This window comes from Nitrospina watsonii (assembly GCF_946900835.1).
Classification (GTDB): domain Bacteria; phylum Nitrospinota; class Nitrospinia; order Nitrospinales; family Nitrospinaceae; genus Nitrospina; species Nitrospina watsonii.
In genome coordinates this window covers 2,305,514-2,321,032 of record NZ_OX336137.1, presented here as the reverse complement: position 1 = coordinate 2,321,032, position 15,519 = coordinate 2,305,514, and the positions used below count along the sequence as shown (strand labels likewise).

General features: G+C 59.1%; 15 protein-coding genes. 7 read left to right on the top strand and 8 right to left on the bottom strand.

Features of this window, described 5'->3' with window-relative positions:
- Positions 1-110: 110 nt before the first annotated feature.
- The 3 genes from QML71_RS10750 to QML71_RS10740 form a co-directional block, all read right to left on the bottom strand.
- Positions 111-1,031, bottom strand: coding sequence for a flagellin N-terminal helical domain-containing protein (locus tag QML71_RS10750; RefSeq protein WP_282011925.1), 921 nt, complete (start codon positions 1,029-1,031; stop codon positions 111-113).
- A 140-nt stretch (positions 1,032-1,171) separates the two neighbouring features.
- Positions 1,172-2,023, bottom strand: a complete 852-nt coding sequence (locus tag QML71_RS10745) for a flagellin N-terminal helical domain-containing protein (protein WP_282011924.1) — start codon at positions 2,021-2,023, stop codon at positions 1,172-1,174.
- 340 nt (positions 2,024-2,363) lie between these two features.
- On the bottom strand, positions 2,364-3,077 hold the full coding sequence (locus tag QML71_RS10740; protein ID WP_282011923.1) for a hypothetical protein: 714 nt from the start codon (positions 3,075-3,077) through the stop codon (positions 2,364-2,366).
- Between the two features lie 62 nt (positions 3,078-3,139).
- Here QML71_RS10740 and QML71_RS10735 point away from each other — a divergent pair, with 62 nt between their 5' ends.
- From QML71_RS10735 to QML71_RS10725, 3 genes are all read left to right on the top strand, one after another.
- Positions 3,140-4,072, top strand: coding sequence for a S66 peptidase family protein (locus tag QML71_RS10735; RefSeq protein WP_282011922.1), 933 nt, complete (start codon positions 3,140-3,142; stop codon positions 4,070-4,072).
- Positions 4,073-4,296: 224 nt separating this feature from the next.
- Positions 4,297-4,482, top strand: a complete 186-nt coding sequence (locus QML71_RS10730; RefSeq protein ID WP_282011921.1) for a hypothetical protein — start codon at positions 4,297-4,299, stop codon at positions 4,480-4,482.
- A gap of 42 nt (positions 4,483-4,524) precedes the next feature.
- Positions 4,525-4,995 carry a DUF3592 domain-containing protein gene (locus tag QML71_RS10725; protein ID WP_282011920.1) on the top strand — a complete coding sequence of 157 codons (471 nt, stop codon included), beginning with the start codon at positions 4,525-4,527 and terminating at the stop codon, positions 4,993-4,995.
- 6 nt (positions 4,996-5,001) lie between these two features.
- Here the strand turns inward: QML71_RS10725 and QML71_RS10720 are convergent, their stop codons facing one another.
- The 3 genes from QML71_RS10720 to hisA all read right to left on the bottom strand — a co-directional run bounded on the left by QML71_RS10720 (position 5,002) and on the right by hisA (position 7,754).
- Positions 5,002-6,030 (bottom strand): DUF481 domain-containing protein, encoded by a 1,029-nt coding sequence (locus QML71_RS10720; RefSeq protein ID WP_282011919.1) that lies wholly within the window; start codon positions 6,028-6,030, stop codon positions 5,002-5,004.
- Between the two features lie 163 nt (positions 6,031-6,193).
- Positions 6,194-7,030 (bottom strand): imidazole glycerol phosphate synthase subunit HisF, encoded by an 837-nt coding sequence (gene hisF, locus QML71_RS10715; protein ID WP_282011918.1) that lies wholly within the window; start codon positions 7,028-7,030, stop codon positions 6,194-6,196.
- The gene (gene hisA, locus QML71_RS10710) at positions 7,020-7,754 is read right to left on the bottom strand and encodes a 1-(5-phosphoribosyl)-5-[(5-phosphoribosylamino)methylideneamino]imidazole-4-carboxamide isomerase (RefSeq protein ID WP_282011917.1); all 735 of its coding nucleotides are present in this window, start codon (positions 7,752-7,754) and stop codon (positions 7,020-7,022) included. Before hisA ends, hisF begins: the two co-directional genes overlap by 11 nt.
- A gap of 224 nt (positions 7,755-7,978) precedes the next feature.
- Here hisA and rfbC point away from each other — a divergent pair, with 224 nt between their 5' ends.
- The gene (gene rfbC / locus QML71_RS10705) at positions 7,979-8,527 is read left to right on the top strand and encodes a dTDP-4-dehydrorhamnose 3,5-epimerase (protein ID WP_282011916.1); all 549 of its coding nucleotides are present in this window, start codon (positions 7,979-7,981) and stop codon (positions 8,525-8,527) included.
- Between the two features lie 33 nt (positions 8,528-8,560).
- On the opposite strand, the gene QML71_RS10700 is transcribed toward rfbC, so the two are convergent.
- Complete coding sequence (locus QML71_RS10700) at positions 8,561-9,220, bottom strand: hypothetical protein (protein ID WP_282011915.1); 660 nt, start codon at positions 9,218-9,220, stop codon at positions 8,561-8,563.
- A gap of 192 nt (positions 9,221-9,412) precedes the next feature.
- Between QML71_RS10700 and QML71_RS10695 the strand changes: the two genes are divergently transcribed.
- From QML71_RS10695 to QML71_RS10685, 3 genes are all read left to right on the top strand, one after another.
- Positions 9,413-10,144: a hypothetical protein gene (locus QML71_RS10695; protein WP_282011914.1), complete on the top strand. Its 732-nt coding sequence runs from the start codon at positions 9,413-9,415 to the stop codon at positions 10,142-10,144.
- A 248-nt stretch (positions 10,145-10,392) separates the two neighbouring features.
- Entirely contained in the window at positions 10,393-11,097 is a 705-nt protein-coding gene (locus QML71_RS10690; RefSeq protein WP_282011913.1) for an ABC transporter ATP-binding protein, read from the top strand.
- A 4-nt stretch (positions 11,098-11,101) separates the two neighbouring features.
- The gene (locus QML71_RS10685) at positions 11,102-13,681 is read left to right on the top strand and encodes an ABC transporter permease (RefSeq protein ID WP_282011912.1); all 2,580 of its coding nucleotides are present in this window, start codon (positions 11,102-11,104) and stop codon (positions 13,679-13,681) included.
- A gap of 87 nt (positions 13,682-13,768) precedes the next feature.
- On the opposite strand, the gene recJ is transcribed toward QML71_RS10685, so the two are convergent.
- Positions 13,769-15,511, bottom strand: coding sequence for a single-stranded-DNA-specific exonuclease RecJ (gene recJ / locus QML71_RS10680; protein ID WP_282011911.1), 1,743 nt, complete (start codon positions 15,509-15,511; stop codon positions 13,769-13,771).
- Between the last annotated feature and the right edge of the window lie 8 nt (positions 15,512-15,519).

Here is a 15,519-nt window from a genome sequence, read left to right as displayed (position 1 = left end):
GGAAAAACGGTGTGAGTTGCTTTGTCTGCGGATGGGGTCCAAAAAAAAACGCTCCCGCCGGAAAGGCGGGAGCGCAGGTTGCGTCGAAAAACCGGTAAGGAAGCCGTTTGTTACTGGAGCAATTGCAAAACCGTTTGCGGGAGCAGGTTGGCCTGCCCCACCATCGCCGTGGAAGCCTGCACCAGAATCTGATTGCGTGTCAGGTTGGCGATTTCTTCGGCGATGTCCGCGTCACGAATCTGCGACTCGGCGGCCTGCACGTTCTCGATGGTGACGGACAGGTTGTTGATGGTCCGCACCAGCCGGTTCTGCACCGCACCGATCTTGCCGCGTGCGGTGGAAACGATATCCAGAGCCGAATTGATCAATTCCAGAGTGGTCAGGGCGTTGTCCACGGCGGTGATGTTGACGGCCTCGAACGTGGTAGTGAAGACAGGGGGGGTGCCGCCGTCCGATGTGACAATCGTAAAGGCGCTGATGCCCAGGGTTGAGGTGTTGATCGCCGCAAGATCCACTTCCGCGTTGAGGTCGAAACGGCTGTCGGACGTGGAATCGATGCCGATTTGAATGACGATGGGATTTCCTGGGTTCCCGTTCAGCGCGCTCATGGAGCCGTCGAGCAGTTTTTGTCCGTTGAAGTTGGTGGCGCTGGAGATGCGGTTGATCTCGGCGCGCAGCTGGTCGAACTCGATCTGCAAGGTGGCGCGTTCGGAATCGCCCAGGGTGCCGGTGGCGGCTTGTGCGGCCAGTTCCTTGATGCGGATCAGCATGTCGGCGGTTTCACCCAGCCCGGCTTCGGCGACGTTGATCATGGACACGCCGTCGTTGGCGTTGCGCAGTGCCTGGGTGAGGGCGCGGATGTCGCCGCGCAGTTTTTCCGAGAGGGCGAGCCCTGCCGGATCGTCGGCGCCGCGGTTGATGCGCAGCCCGGACGAGATACGCTCGATCGATTGCGCCAGGCGGCTGTTGTTGACGCCCAGCAAGCGTTGCGCCGTCAGGGACGGGATGTTGTTGAAAATTCGAATTGCCATTTCGATCCTCCTTGACCGAAGGGAGCGTTCCTGTCGCATCCGTGCAACGCCTGCTGGAAAACCCCTGAGTGGTTTTGTGGTCGCAGAATCTGACTGCGAAGCGATACAGCTTCGGCTTCTTTACACGAAGCCGTTTACGATTACTGGAGCAGCTGCAAGACCGACTGCGGAAGCAGGTTGGCCTGCCCGACCATTGCCGTGGACGCTTCCACAAGAATCTGGTTGCGTGTCAGGTTGGCGATCTCCGCTGCGATGTCCGCATCCCGGATCTGCGACTCGGCGGCCTGCACGTTTTCGATGGTGACGGACAGGTTGTTGATGGTCCGTACCAGCCGGTTCTGCACCGCGCCGATCTTGCCCCGGCCCGTGGACACGGTTTCGATCGCGGTGGTGATTGCCTCCAGCACGGTCAGCGCCTCGGCGACGGCGGTAATGCTCAGGTTGTCGAGGCCCAGAACACTGGTGTTCATGGCCGTGAGATCAACTTCATTATTCAAGTTGAAGCGGCTCTCCGCCGAAGTATCGATGCCGATTTGAATGACAACCGGAGACGCGGCACCGGAAGCCATGGAGCCGTCGAGCAGTTTCTGTCCGTTGAAGTTGGTGGCGTTGGAGATGCGGGTGATCTCGGCACGCAGCTGGTCGAACTCGATCTGCAAGGTGGCGCGTTCGGAATCGCCCAAGGTGCCGGTGGCGGCCTGGGCGGCCAGTTCCTTGATGCGGATCAGCATGTCGGCGGTTTCACCCAGCCCGGCTTCGGCGACGTTGATCATGGACACGCCGTCGTTGGCGTTGCGCAATGCCTGGGACAGGGCGCGGATGTCGCCGCGCAGTTTTTCCGAGAGGGCGAGCCCTGCCGGATCGTCGGCGCCGCGGTTGATGCGCAGCCCGGACGAGATGCGCTCGATCGATTGCGCCAGGCGGCTGTTGTTGACGCCCAGCAAGCGTTGCGCCGTCAGAGACGGAATGTTGTTGAAAATTCGAATTGCCATGGTTCAATCCTCCGTGACCGGTTTTATGCTCGGGTCGGCTTCCGTGCTGACCCTTAAGTAGTGATTCAATCCAGTTTTGATTTCTTTCGGGAGCTTTCCAGGAAAGCGTTTGATCGAGAAACAGCTTTCCCGTGCTCACTCAACCTATCGGGAAATTCCGCCATTACTTTATGGATAAATCGGATTTGGAAGTGAAATTCGGGGAGGGGGCGGTTTCGGAATGATTTTGGAGGGGGTGGAAGAGAGAGTCGCAAATGCCGTGTCCGGACCGGTGCAGCGCTCCTTATTGAACGTATCGGCGTACGGCTGAAATTCTTGAGCGGTTTTTTTGAAATATTCTTCAGGTCAGATTGTAGCCGGCGATTCCCGGATTCTGGCTGAGGAAATAGATGACATCGTCGAGCGGCACGATGTCCGGGTCCTGATAAAACTTTCCATACAGCATGCCCAGCAGTTCGTAATCTTTGCTGGTTTCCACCACCAGGCGCACGTTGATGTTGCGCAGGTACCAGGGCGCGGGGACGCTTGCGGACTGGAGAGCGTGGGCGGGGTCCTGCAACGCGGCCATCACGCCCTCCATTGTAGAAAGCGCGGTGCTGCCGGATTCCAGCGTGCGGCACACCTCGGTGCGGATCACGGGGGCGGCGGTGCCGGGCGGGACAAAATCGGAAGTGATGGTATAATCGGCGCGGGTTCTCTGGTGTTCCTTGATGAGGCTGCCGAGGATTTCCAGATCGATCAACGGTTGATTGACCCCGATGGGGACAATGTGGTCCGCGCCCACGGCCCCGGCCGCTTCCACCCAGGCTTGCGGCAGCCGCGGTGTGGACGCGGTGACGAATCCGATTTCCAGTTCGCCCGCCAGCTTCGCCAGGGGATCGTGCGACGCTTCCGGTCCGGTGGCGAGCAGGGCAATGCGTTCCAGTCGATCCGACTGGCGCAGGCGTTCGATTACGTGGCGAACCTGTGGCTGCCCTTCGAGCGGTTGCAGCGGATGGCCGGGATCGGATTCGGTTGCATTTAATGTATAGACAATGGCGGCGATGGCAGTCATGGTGTGGGTCTCAAGGTTTCATTTATGAATGATCGTTGGAGAACGGTGCATGGAGTCTCTTCATGGTTAGCGGCCGGTTGACGCGCCCGAAAAAATTGATGCAGGGGGACGCTGTGGGCGTGGTCGCCCCGGCAGGGCCGGTGGACCCGGAGCCTCTCGAAAAAGGACTGAACGTGATCCGCGGCATGGGATTCAAGCCGGTGCTCGGCCGGTTCGTCACCGCCCGCAATGGATTTCTCGCCGGGACCGATGCCGAACGCGCCGAGGACCTGATGGCGATGTTCGAAAATCCGGAAATCAAAGGCATATTCTGCGCGCGCGGGGGCTATGGCGTCAACCGCGTTTTGCCGTTGCTGAAACCGAAAGTGATCCGGGCAAATCCCAAAATGGTGGTGGGGTCCAGCGACCTCACGCTGCTGCTGCTTTACCTGGTGCAGAAATGTTCGTTGATTGCGTTTCATGGTCCCATGGTGGCGGGGAGTTTTGGCTGCAAGCCGATGACGCTTTCCAAAACGCAATTCCGTAAAATGGTCACCGCCACTTCCGGCGCAGGCCGCCTCAATGCGCCTCAGTCGCGGGTGCTGCGTCCCGGCAAGGCGCGGGGGAAACTGGCCGGCGGCTGCCTGACCCTGGTCTGCCGGTCGCTGCGCACGCCGTATGAAATTCAGACCGATGACCGCCTGTTGTTGCTGGAAGACGTCAACGAACCGGCTTACCGCATCGACGGCATGTTGTGGCAGTTGAAAGCGGCAGGTAAATTCAAAAAGGTCAAAGGCATCGTTTTCGGCGAAATGGTCAATTGCAGTGCCGGACCCAACGGAACCGGAAAGCTCGATGACGTCATCGCCGAGGTTCTCAGCGATACAGCGTTCCCCATCCTCACGCACTGCCCGGTGGGGCACGGCAATGAAATGTGGACCCTGCCCTGGGGTGTGGACGCGGCGCTGGATACGGAATCGCGTTCCCTCGAAATCAAAGGCAGCGCGCTGGCCTGATGGCGCTTTTCATAAATCCCCACCCTTTTCCTTCAAATCCCGTAATTCATCATCCCGCCCCGATTCCGGTTTTGGTAAATCCGAACTTGACGAATTTTAAATCCGCCGTTCAAATAGAAATAAAGCAGAAAATCTGTTTCAGGGTTCTTATGGCGATTCAATGCACGCATTGCGATAACTTCATTCAAAAGGGAGTGACAGTGTGTCCGATTTGTGGGGCCGGCATGAGTCCGGACCGGGAAACCACGCCGGACGTCGAGACGGGCAACCCGTTGCAGGCGGGGTGGAGCAACCTGGTCCGCAATTATCGCGGGTTGTTTGCGCTGAACAGCACGGAAGCGCTTTTCTTTAAAATCATAGTGGGACTGCTGATTGTTATGTTCGGATTCACGTTGTTTCTTTCCTTTTAGAGGCGAACCGCAGGAAGCGTGTTTGGCTGAGGAGGTCGCGTTATGGTTTTGCAGGACTGGATGGGATTGGCCGCCGCCGCAGTGGGGCTGGGGGCGATGGTGTATGCGAAGCGCATCGAGAAAAAGGCCAAAGCCGCTCGCTTTTGGCCGACGGCATCCGGAACCGTCAAGCGGTCTTCCGTGAAGCTGGAACGCAGTGGAAACCATGCCGGGTCCTACAATTACGGCAATCGCACCTTCCGAGCCGATGTGCACTACCGTTACAAGGTCGGGTCCCGGACCTACACCAACAACAAAATCATGGTCGGCGGTCAATTGCAGTTAGCCCTCAAGGACCGGGCGGAGCAACATTGCCACAATTATCCCGTGGGCACGGAGGTGGATGTCATCTACAATCCCGACAATCCGCAGGAAGCCTATCTCGAGCCGCACGAGGAATCATCCGGATTCATTCAGCTGGTCGGCGGCGTGTTTCTGGCGATCGGACTGATTGCTTACTTCCACCTGTTCTGATCCGGGTCAATTTCCGAAATTGTACTGCAGTGAAAAAATGAAGGTCTGGTCCGCCTTTTTGACGTCTTCGGCGGGATTGGAGTTGTAATCGAAAATGTGGGTGAGCTTGAGCGACCAGTTTCCCATCAACGTGGTGCTGACCGAGGCCTGGTTGCGCAGGCGGTATTCGGAGGGACTCTCCACATTCGGGTAAGCTAGAAAGAAGTTTTCAAACTTTACGTTTTCATAAAACTTGTACATGAAATTGGAAGCAATGCGGGCGCTCAGGAAACGCTCGTCTTCACCCACCCGCAGATCCTCTGAAAAATAGGTCAAACCCGCTTCAAACTCCAAGTTCCGCTTTTCCGTGTTCCTCCACAAATTGTAACCGATGCCGGCGCCGATGATGGCACGCAGGTTCAGATTCTTGAACTCGTCTTTCAGCAATTCCGTACTGATCAGACTGTAAATATTTTCAGTGAAAAAATGGTCCAACTTGAACGCACCGAACGTGTTGCGGCTGGTGATATCGCCGTCCTGTTCCGAATAGTTGTGAATGGCACGCATGGACAGGCGGTCGTTTTCCCAATTGCGCTCGGCTTCAAAGCCACCGCTGATGCTGGTCAGCTCCACGTTGCCGCTCTGAACGGAGCCGCCCAGGAAAAAATTGCCACTCCATCTTCGTGGAGATTTGTTGATGTATTTGATAGTGTCCCAGCGAAGCGACACCACTTCATTCATGGGCACGAGTTCGATTCCCATACTGTCGTCTTCTTTCGTCACCAGCCGTCCTCTTAAAACCCCGCCGTCTTTCAGCTCGACCCTGACGACCTCTTCGGTGGTGATGGTTTGTATCTGGTCCACCGGAATTTTGACTTTCTTGGAATACTCCGTGGACAAGGTCAGCGTTCCGTCGTGGAACGAAGTGATGGTGCCGTGCAGAGCGTTGCCGTCGCCGAAATGCACTTCGCCGCCCCACGCGGGGGATGCTGCCAGCAACACACAGCCCAGCGCAAAAGAAAGAAGCTGCCGGGGGATGATTTTCAGAAAGGTCATGGTGTCCGTGGATTGATGGGGGATGACGATCCCTTTTGAATGGCCTGAATGGGACAATCCCGAATGCATTCGGGCTTACCAAGATAAAAAAAATACCCGGTCAAAATCAAGCCGGAATCCCGAAACGGCGGAAAAAAGAGAAAAACCGCAACCGGGAAATCCTTCAAATGCGGATGGGGATGCCTCGTTGTTTGAGGTACTGTTTGCTTTCCGGAATGGTCAGCTCCTTGAAATGAAAGATGGAAGCGGCCAGCACCGCATCGGCTTTGCCCTCCGCAACGCCTGCATACAGGTGTTCCAGTGTGCCCGCGCCGCCGGAGGCGACCAGCGGGATGGTGAGCGCGTCCGACACCGTGCGGTTGAGCGGCAGGTCGTACCCCGACTTGGTGCCGTCGCGGTCCATGCTCGTCAATAAAATCTCTCCGGCACCGTACGATTCCATCAGTCGCGCCCACAACACGGCGTTGATGCCCATCGGGTTGCGCCCGCCGTGCGTGTACACCTCCCACGCCGGTTGCGGCGGCTGTGGCATGACGAACAGGGTGGGGTGCCGCTCTTTCCATTCCACCGCAGGCGGATTGAGTGGAGCATTCGGGTCCACTTGCTTGGCGTCGATGGCGACGACGATGCACTGGCTGCCGAATTTCTCCGCCGCCTGCTTGACGAATTCGGGATTGTGCACGGCGGCGGTGTTGATGGCTACCTTGTCGGCGCCGGCTTTCAACAGATTGCGGATGTCGTCGAGGCTGCGCACGCCGCCGCCGACGGTGAGCGGCATGAACACTTTTTCCGCGGTGCGCTGCACGACATCAAGGATGATGCCGCGATTTTCGTGCGACGCGGTGATGTCGAGAAATGTCAATTCGTCGGCGCCTTCCTGTTCGTAGGCGGCGGCGATCTCAACGGGATCACCCGCATCGCGCAGATTGACGAACTGCACGCCCTTGACGACGCGGCCGTCTTTCACATCGAGACAGGGGATGATGCGTTTAGCCAGCATGCGTCTGCACCTGCGTGAGCACGTCGCGGAAGTCGATGCTTTTGTCGTACAACGCCTTGCCGATGATCATGCCCTCGACGCCGCAGTCTTTCAGCTTGACGAGATTGAGCGCGTCTTCCACGCGGCTGACGCCGCCGGAGGCGATCACCGGAAGCGAGGTGGATTCCGCGAAGGCGCGGATGCTGTCGAGGTTCGGCCCCTGCATCATGCCGTCGCGGCTGATGTCGGTGAAGATGAATCCGGCGACGCCCATCGGTTCCATCTGCTTTGCCAGGTCGGTGGCTTTCTGGTTCGACACCTCCACCCATCCCTTGACCGCCACCATCCCGTCGCGGGCGTCGATGCCGACCATGATTTTTCCGGGAAAACGCTTGCAGGCTTCGGCGACGAAGTCCGGGTCCTGATGGGCGATGGTGCCCAGGATCACGCGGTACACGCCGGCGTTGACGTAGGTCTCGATGGATTCCAGGTTGCGGATGCCGCCGCCGACCTGGATGTCCACGGTGCTGCTGTAAATGATGTTCTTGATCAATTCCTGGTTCACCGGGCGACCGTCGAACGCGCCATCCAGATCGACGACGTGAATCAACTGGGCGCCCTGCTCGTCCCAGTGGGTGGCCATGTCCTGTGGGTTGTCGGAATACACGGTTTCCTGGTCCGCCTTGCCCTGGGTGAGACGGACGCACTGGCCGCCCTTGATATCAACTGCCGGTATCACACGCACGGATGGGGTCTCCTGCTTTTGAGGTTTGGAACAAACGGTGGATTATAAGGAGAAGCCCGGGGCCTGTCAACGCGGCGCGCGGGCGGCTCGTTCGCCTATCATAACAGGAAATGCCGGGGAGCAAAGCAGGCAGCGGGGCGGGGCAGGTCCGGCGCGGTGGAAAGCGTCCCGGCTTTGGGGTACAATTCCGCCACCTGGAACCCACCCGGCGGGAGGCGCGATCCATGCAATTCATGGCAACCGAACTGGCAGGCGTGATGATCATCGAGCCCGACGTGCACGAAGACGCGCGCGGATTCTTCATGGAAACCTACGTGGAGGCCCGGTTCCGCGAGCACGGTATCAATGTGGCCTTCGTGCAGGACAACCATGCCCGGTCTGCACGCGGTGTGCTGCGCGGCCTGCATTATCAGGTCCGCCACGGACAGGCCAAACTGCTGCGGGTGGTGCAGGGTGAGGTGTTCGATGTTGCGGTGGACGTGCGGGCGGGATCGGCCATGTTCGGCCGCTGGGTCGGCTGCACCTTGTCGGCGGAAAACCGGAGGCAGCTTTACATCCCCACAGGCTTCGCGCATGGCTACTGCGTGCTCAGCGACACGGCCGAGGTGATCTATAAATGTTCGGATTATTACCACCCGGAAGACGAGGGCGGGCTGATCTGGAACGATCCGCAAGTGGGCATCGACTGGCCCGTCACCGACCCGGTTGTCTCGGGAAAAGACGCGAAGCATCCGCGCTTGAATGCAATTCAACCTCCGGTGGTGGAGGAGTGAGCGCTGCCGGGAGGCGGCGAAACGGCGCCGGGATCAGGAATTGATTTCGAGGGATTGCATGAATTTGTCGAAGATCAGCTGCACGTTCTTGTCGATGTTGACGACCTTGCTCGGATTCTTCGACTGGTATTTGGCCAACGCTTCATCGATCTGGTTTCTCAGCTGTTCCTGAAATTTCGGGAAGTTTTTCATTTCCTGCAAGTATTCCCTGATGATCTCTTCCATGATTTCGTAAGCCGGCTGCGAGTCCATCGCTTCGTTGTAAGACATCCCCTGCTGCCCCATTTCTTTCAGGAACGTTTTGATGCGTCCCGTGTAGGCGTCGTACTTTTCCTCGCCCAGCAGGGAGTTGACGGAATCGGCGAGCAGCGGGAACAGGCACTCCTTGAACAGCGGGCCTTTCAGCTGGTCTTCCAGCTTGTGCAGGAAGAACCGGCCGACATGGTTGCGCCGTTGTCCTTCTTTTTCATTGATGAAGTACTGTTCGATGAGCGGTCGCGATCCTTCCTCGAACGAAGATTCCACGCACAGGTCACAAATCTGCACCGCTTCCTGCTCCGCCTTACGTTGGATTTCATCTTCGGAAGCGTTCGGGAACTGGCGCAGCAGTTGGATGGTTTTGCGGACGATCACCCGCCGGAACTGCTTGGTTCGTTGCGATTCTTCAACAAATAAAGGCGTGTATTCTGGCATTGTATGTGACCCGTTGTTTTTATGGGGTGAATGCTGGGAGGCGCCTCTGGCCTCATCCATTTATACCATAGTGCTTAAAAAAAATGATGGCCCCGCCTCATTTTTCCTGCCTGACTACCGATAAGTATAAAGGAAAAGCTGTCTTTTTGGAATCGAAGTATTGCAAGCGAAATCAAATAATAAGCGGTAATCATGGAAATCAAACCGGTTTTCGAAAATTCAGAGGTTCTGGCCCACCGGGCGGTGCAGGTCCAGGCCGGGATGTCCTTATCCGGAAACCTGAACCTGATCACGCAGGAGGGCGACCGGGTCGAAATCGCCTTCGGTTCGGAACGGTCGATTTCCGGCTCCCGCAGCCAGACCCGTTCCGCTGACGGCTCGGTCGTGGAGCGGTTGTCGCTGACCGCCATTGCCGCTCAGCGCTATTCGGTTTCGGTTGAGGGCGCACTCAATGAGGACGAATTGCAGGCCATCCAGCAGTTGGTCAGGCTGGTCGATCCGTTCGCCGAAGATTTTTTCGCAGGCCGCCAGCTCGACGTGGGCAAGACAGCCGGCACGCTGGCTGACAACCTGGGCGTGGTGCAGGAGTTGTCCCTCCACCTGCAGAAAACCACGTTCGCTGCGGTCTCCGCTTCTCAATTTTCGCAAGGGTCTCAGGCAAAATCCGGATCCGATCTGCCGTTGCCGCAGTTGCTCCCCGATCTGAAACACATCCGCGACTTTCCGGCGCTGGTGGAATCGGTGCTGGACTCCGTGTTCTCCCGTCATGCCGCAGGCGTGCTGGACGAGGCCGGCGTGGTGCGGAAGTTCGGCGACTTCCTCCAGTTCCTGAAAGAACGTTTGCGTTCCGTTGGTGACGACGACAGCGCAACGCCTGCACCGCAAACGCCGTCTGCGTCCGAGTCGCCGGATTCCGCAGCCTGAAGCCGCCCTTCTGGCAAACACCCTTTCCTTGATTTTCAAATCGAAATATTTTTCACTTTGAGCAGGCCCCGTTTTGCTGTTGAAGGCGAAGGGGAATGAACGGCCCCTTCTCCCCGGGTGGGAGAAGGCCGGGATGAGGGGGTTTGATAAATGTTCCTTGTCCGTTTGCTGGGGGGGCGCACCGCTGTTGGCGTTCCGGCAAAGTCTGGTATGATGTCGCTTCGTTTGATTTAGAGGGGAGCCGCATCATGTCCACAACGGACGCCATCATTCGCCTGCATCAGGTCTCGCGATTTTATCAGGCCGGAACCGTGAAGGTGACCGCGCTGTCCGGTATCGATATGGAACTGAGCCGGGGCGATTTCGTCACCATCATGGGGCCGAGCGGTGGCGGCAAAACGACGCTGCTGAATTTGATGGGCGGACTCGACCGTCCCGATACCGGCGACATCCACCTCAACGGCCATCACATTTCTCAAATGGACGATCGCGGCCTCACCGATCTCCGGCGGCGGGAGATTGGCTTCGTGTTTCAGTTCTTCAATCTGTTGCCGACGCTCACGGTGTGGGAAAACGTGGAGTTGCCGTTGTTATTGAGCGGCGCACCCGGCCGCGCCCGGCAATCCATCGCAACGCTGCTCGATTACGTGGGCCTGCTGAACCGCAGGGATTCGTTTCCGGCGGAGATGTCCGGCGGCGAGATGCAGCGCGTCGCCATCGCCCGCGCCCTCGTGCACCGGCCGTCCATCGTGCTGGCAGACGAACCCACCGGCAACCTCGATTCCGTCAACGGTCACAAGATCCTCGACATCCTGAAAGAAGCCTGCGACGACTTCCAGACCACCGTGGTGGTGGTGACACACAACCCGACGGCGGCGCAGTACGGCAACCGCCATTTTGAAATCGAGGACGGCCGCCTGAAAACGTCGAGCCCTGTGCCCGGGAACGGGTGACGGCATGCGGGACGTCGTTCATTTCAAAAACCTGTTCGGCCCGCTCATCGTGCGGCCCTTGTGGCGCGATCCGTTCCGTTTCTTCATCACCATCGTCGGCGTCTCGTTGGGCGTGGCGGTGTTCTTGAGCATCCAACTCGCCAACCGCCAGACCCTGAGTTCGTTCACCGAAACCGTGGACCTGATGCTGGGCCGTGCCAATGCGGTGATCCACGCCGACGGCGTGCCTTTCGACGAAACCTATTTCAAACGCCTGTTGCCGCTGCGCGACACGGTGAAAGCGTATCCGGTGATCGAGGGATACGGTGTGGAGACCGGCAGCCAGGAGGTGGTGGAGATTTTAGGCACCGACCTGTTGCAGGACAGCGGCATCCGCGACTTTTCGTTGAAGACCGCCGACGACACGTTGCAGGGCCTGCTGCCGCTGATCCTCGACCCCAGGGGCATCATCATTCCCGAAACCTTCATTCCGGAACGGCATTTCAAACCGGGCGATGCCATCGAGTTTCTGATCAACGGCCAGCCCGTCACCCTCACCCTCACCGGCGTGCTGGAAAGCAAGGGCCTGGCGCGGGCGTTTAAAGGCAACGTGGCGTTGATGGACATTGCGGCGGCGCAATCGGTGTTTGGCAAGATCGGCCAGCTCGACCGCATTGACGTTCGCTTTCTGAACGACAAGAATTTTGACCGCATGCAGTCGAAGATCGCGGCAGTGCTGCCGGAGTTTCTGCATGTGGACCGGCCGCAGCACCGCAGCGGTCAGGTGGAAAAAATGCTGCGTGCCTTTCAGTACAACCTGACGGCACTCAGTTTCATCGCGTTGCTGGTCGGGCTGTACCTGATTTACAACATGATCTCGCTTTCGGTGGTGCGCCGCCGCACAGAGATCGGCACCCTGCGTGCGCTCGGCGCGTCGCCGTACTGGATCGCCGCCCTCTTCATTCTGGAAGCGGGGGTGATCGGCGCCATCGGCTCGGCGTTCGGCGTGGCGCTCGGTTACGGGCTGGCGAAGGTTTCGTTGCAGGCGATCACGCTGACCGTGCAGAATCTTTACGTCTCCGCCAACGTGGCGGATTTCGATTTTCATTGGAGTGAAGGCATTCCCTACTTCATGCTCGGCGTCGGCCTGTCGCTGGGTTCGGCGCTCATCCCGGCGTACGACGCGGCGCGCACGTCGCCGACCTGGGTCATGCGGCGCGGCAGTTACGATTTGAAAGTGTTTCGCGGCAACCGCAGGCTGACGGCACTCGGCATCGGTTGCCTGGCGCTGGCCGCCGTGTGCGCGAACCTGCCCGCCATCGGGGGATTCCCCTGGCTCGGCTTTGCGTCGGTGTTTCTGGTCATCCTTGGCATGTCGTGCCTGGCGCCTGGCGCGCTGGTGTGGATGCGCGACGGCTCGCACCGATTGTGCAAAAACTGGTTCGGCGGCGAAGGCCTGCTGGCGAGCCGCAACCTCACGCAGAATGTGGGACGCAACGCCATTGCCGTGTCGTCGCTGGCCATCGCGTTCATGATGGTCATCAGCATGTCGATCATGGTGCACAGTTTCCGGCAGACGGTGACCGTGTGGATCGACCAGACTTTGAAGGCGGACCTGTTCGTGCGTGCCGCCGGCGGCAAGCACATCGATTATCAGTATGCGTTGCCGGTGGAACCGATCGCCGATCTCAAACAATTGCCCGGTGTGAAGGCGGTCGATGCCTTCCGCGCGCTGCACATCACCTACAACGACCAACCCGCGATCCTCGGCTCCGGCGATTTCGAAGTGCTGTCGCGCCACGGCAACCTGGTCATCAAGGATGGCCCGCCGGCGCGCGACCTCGCCGCGCTGATGGTGGGGGCCGACCGCGCCATCGTCTCCGAACCGTTCGCCTACAAGCACGGCGTCGGCGTCGGCGACCGGGTGACGCTGGAGACGCCGAACGGCACCATGTCGCTCGAGATCGTGGCGGTTTATTACGATTACTCGCAGGAGCGCGGCTACGCCATCGTCGATCGCCGCACCTTTCTGAAATATTATGAGGACCCGACGGTCAACAGCTTCGTCGTGTACCTGGAAGACAAAGCCGATCTGCCCGCGGTGCGCAAGGCCATTTTAAAAACCATCGGTGCGTCGCACCGCGTCATCGTGCGGTCGTATGGTGAGTTGAAAGAGGAGGTGCTGCGCATCTTCGACAAAACCTTTGCCATCACGTACTCGCTGGAGATCATTGGCGTCGGCGTGGCGTTGCTTGGCCTGTTCAACACGCTGGTGGCGTTGATCATCGAACGCCGCCGGGAGATGGCGGTGCTGCGTTTCATCGGCGCGTATCCGCAGCAGTTGCGCAGGATGGTGTGGATCGAAGCCGGGTTGCTGGGCTGGATCGGGTCGCTCATGGGGCTGGTGGCGGGCGTCGTGGTGTCCTACATCCTGATCTTCGTCATCAACAAGCAGGCGTTCGGCTGGACCATCCAGATTTTTCATCCGCTGACGTTCATGCTGGCGGCGACGGTGTTCTTCTGGGTGGTGGCGGCGGTGGCGGGGTTGTACCCGGCGCGGCTGGCGACGCAGCAGGACCCGCGTGAGTCCATCCGTGTTGAATGACGATGACCCGTTACAGGAACGTTGCCAGCACAGAAATCTTTCGGAGTCACCGGAGGTTTTTTTATTTATAAGAGAGAGGGGCCGTTCTCAGAGAGAAGTCTCCGAGGGCATCACGTCGAGCAGTTTCAGCTCGACTTTCTCGCGCCCGTTCCAGGTATTCAGGTTCAGTTCGTAAGCGATGTCGATCAGGGTATCGGGATCGAGAAAGCGGAATGTCTCGGCCAGACGAAAGCCCACCACATCCACCGAGGTTTTGTTGTGCGTGGCGCGAAAGCGCACGTGGTTGCGATCACGGCCGATCTCGCGGAAGTCGCGGATGCGGATGCGGCGCGAACAAAACACCGGCAGGGTGTTGACCTGGCCGAAGGGACCGAGTTTCTGCATGGCCTTGTAAAACTCAAGGCTGATGTCTTTCAGATCGAGCGTGCTGTCGATCTTGATTTCCGAGATCATGCGGTCGTCGGTCAGGTACGGCGCGCCCACTTCGTTGATGGCTTTGCGGAAATCGTCGATGCGGCCGGCCTCGATGTTCAATCCCGCCGCATAGGCGTGGCCGCCGTACTGGGTGAACAGGTCCGCGCACTGCGACATGGCCTTGTACAGGTTGAAGGTGGGAATGCTGCGGGCGGAGCCTTTGCCCATGCCGTCGCGGATGGCGATGAGGAATGTCGGGCGGTAATACTTGTCCGCCAGCTTGGAGGCGACAATGCCGATGACGCCTTGATGAAAGTTTTCGGACGCCAGCACCAGCACCTTGTCGCGTTCCAGATCGACTTCGCGCTCGATCAGGTACTCCGCTTCGTTTTGCACATCCTGCTGGGTGTGTTTGCGTTGTTCGTTGATGAGGTCGAGCTTCTGGGCGATGCGCCGGGCTTCGTCCTGATCGTGCGTGACCAATAGATCCAGGCCCGAGTCCGCTTTGCCCAGGCGTCCGGCGGCGTTGAGGCGCGGCGCGAGACCGAAGCCGATGGACGAGGCATCGACCTTGCCGTCGATGCCGGCGACCGATTTCAACGCGACCAGTCCCGGTTTTTCCGTGGTGCCCAGCACTTCAAGGCCGCAATGCGTCAGCAAATGGTTTTCCCCGGTCAAGGGGGCCATGTCGGCGATGGTTCCCAGCGTGAACAGGTCGAGGTGTTTTTTCAGGTTGGGCAGGCGGTCGGCGCTCCATCCCGCCTCGTGCAGGGCGCGGCGCACGGCCACGGCCAGCTTGAACACGATGCCGACGCCGCTTAAAAATTTGAACGGGTAGGTGCAGTCCGGTTGAAACGGATTGAGCACGGCCACCGCGTCCGGCAACCCCTCGGCGGGCACCTGGTGGTGGTCGGTGACGATCACATCGAGCCCGATGGTGCGCGCGTACGCCACCTGTTTGACGGCGGTGATGCCGCAGTCGGCGGTGATGACCAGTTTGTTGCCGCGCGCCTTGATCTCGTCGAGCGCGTTGTCGTTGACGCCGTAGCCTTCCTCCATGCGTTCCGGCAGGTAGTGATCGAACCGGATCCCCAGGTCGTGGAAAAAATGGTGCATGAGCGCCGTGGAGGTGACGCCGTCCACATCGTAATCGCCGAAGATGGTGATGCCCTCGTCGCGTTCGATCGCTTCGAGAATGCGCCCGACCGCCTTGTCCATGCCGCGCATCAGGAAGGGGTCGTGCGCGCCTTCGAGATCGGCGTCGAGAAACATGCGTCCTTCCGCTTCATCGGTGATGGCGCGGTTGATCAACAGCGTCGCCATCAGCGGCGACACCTTGAGACCGGCGGCCAGCCGTTCCACCGTGGCGGGGTCGGGATCGGCGAACACCCAGCGTTTTTTTAACAGAGACAACATGGCGGTAA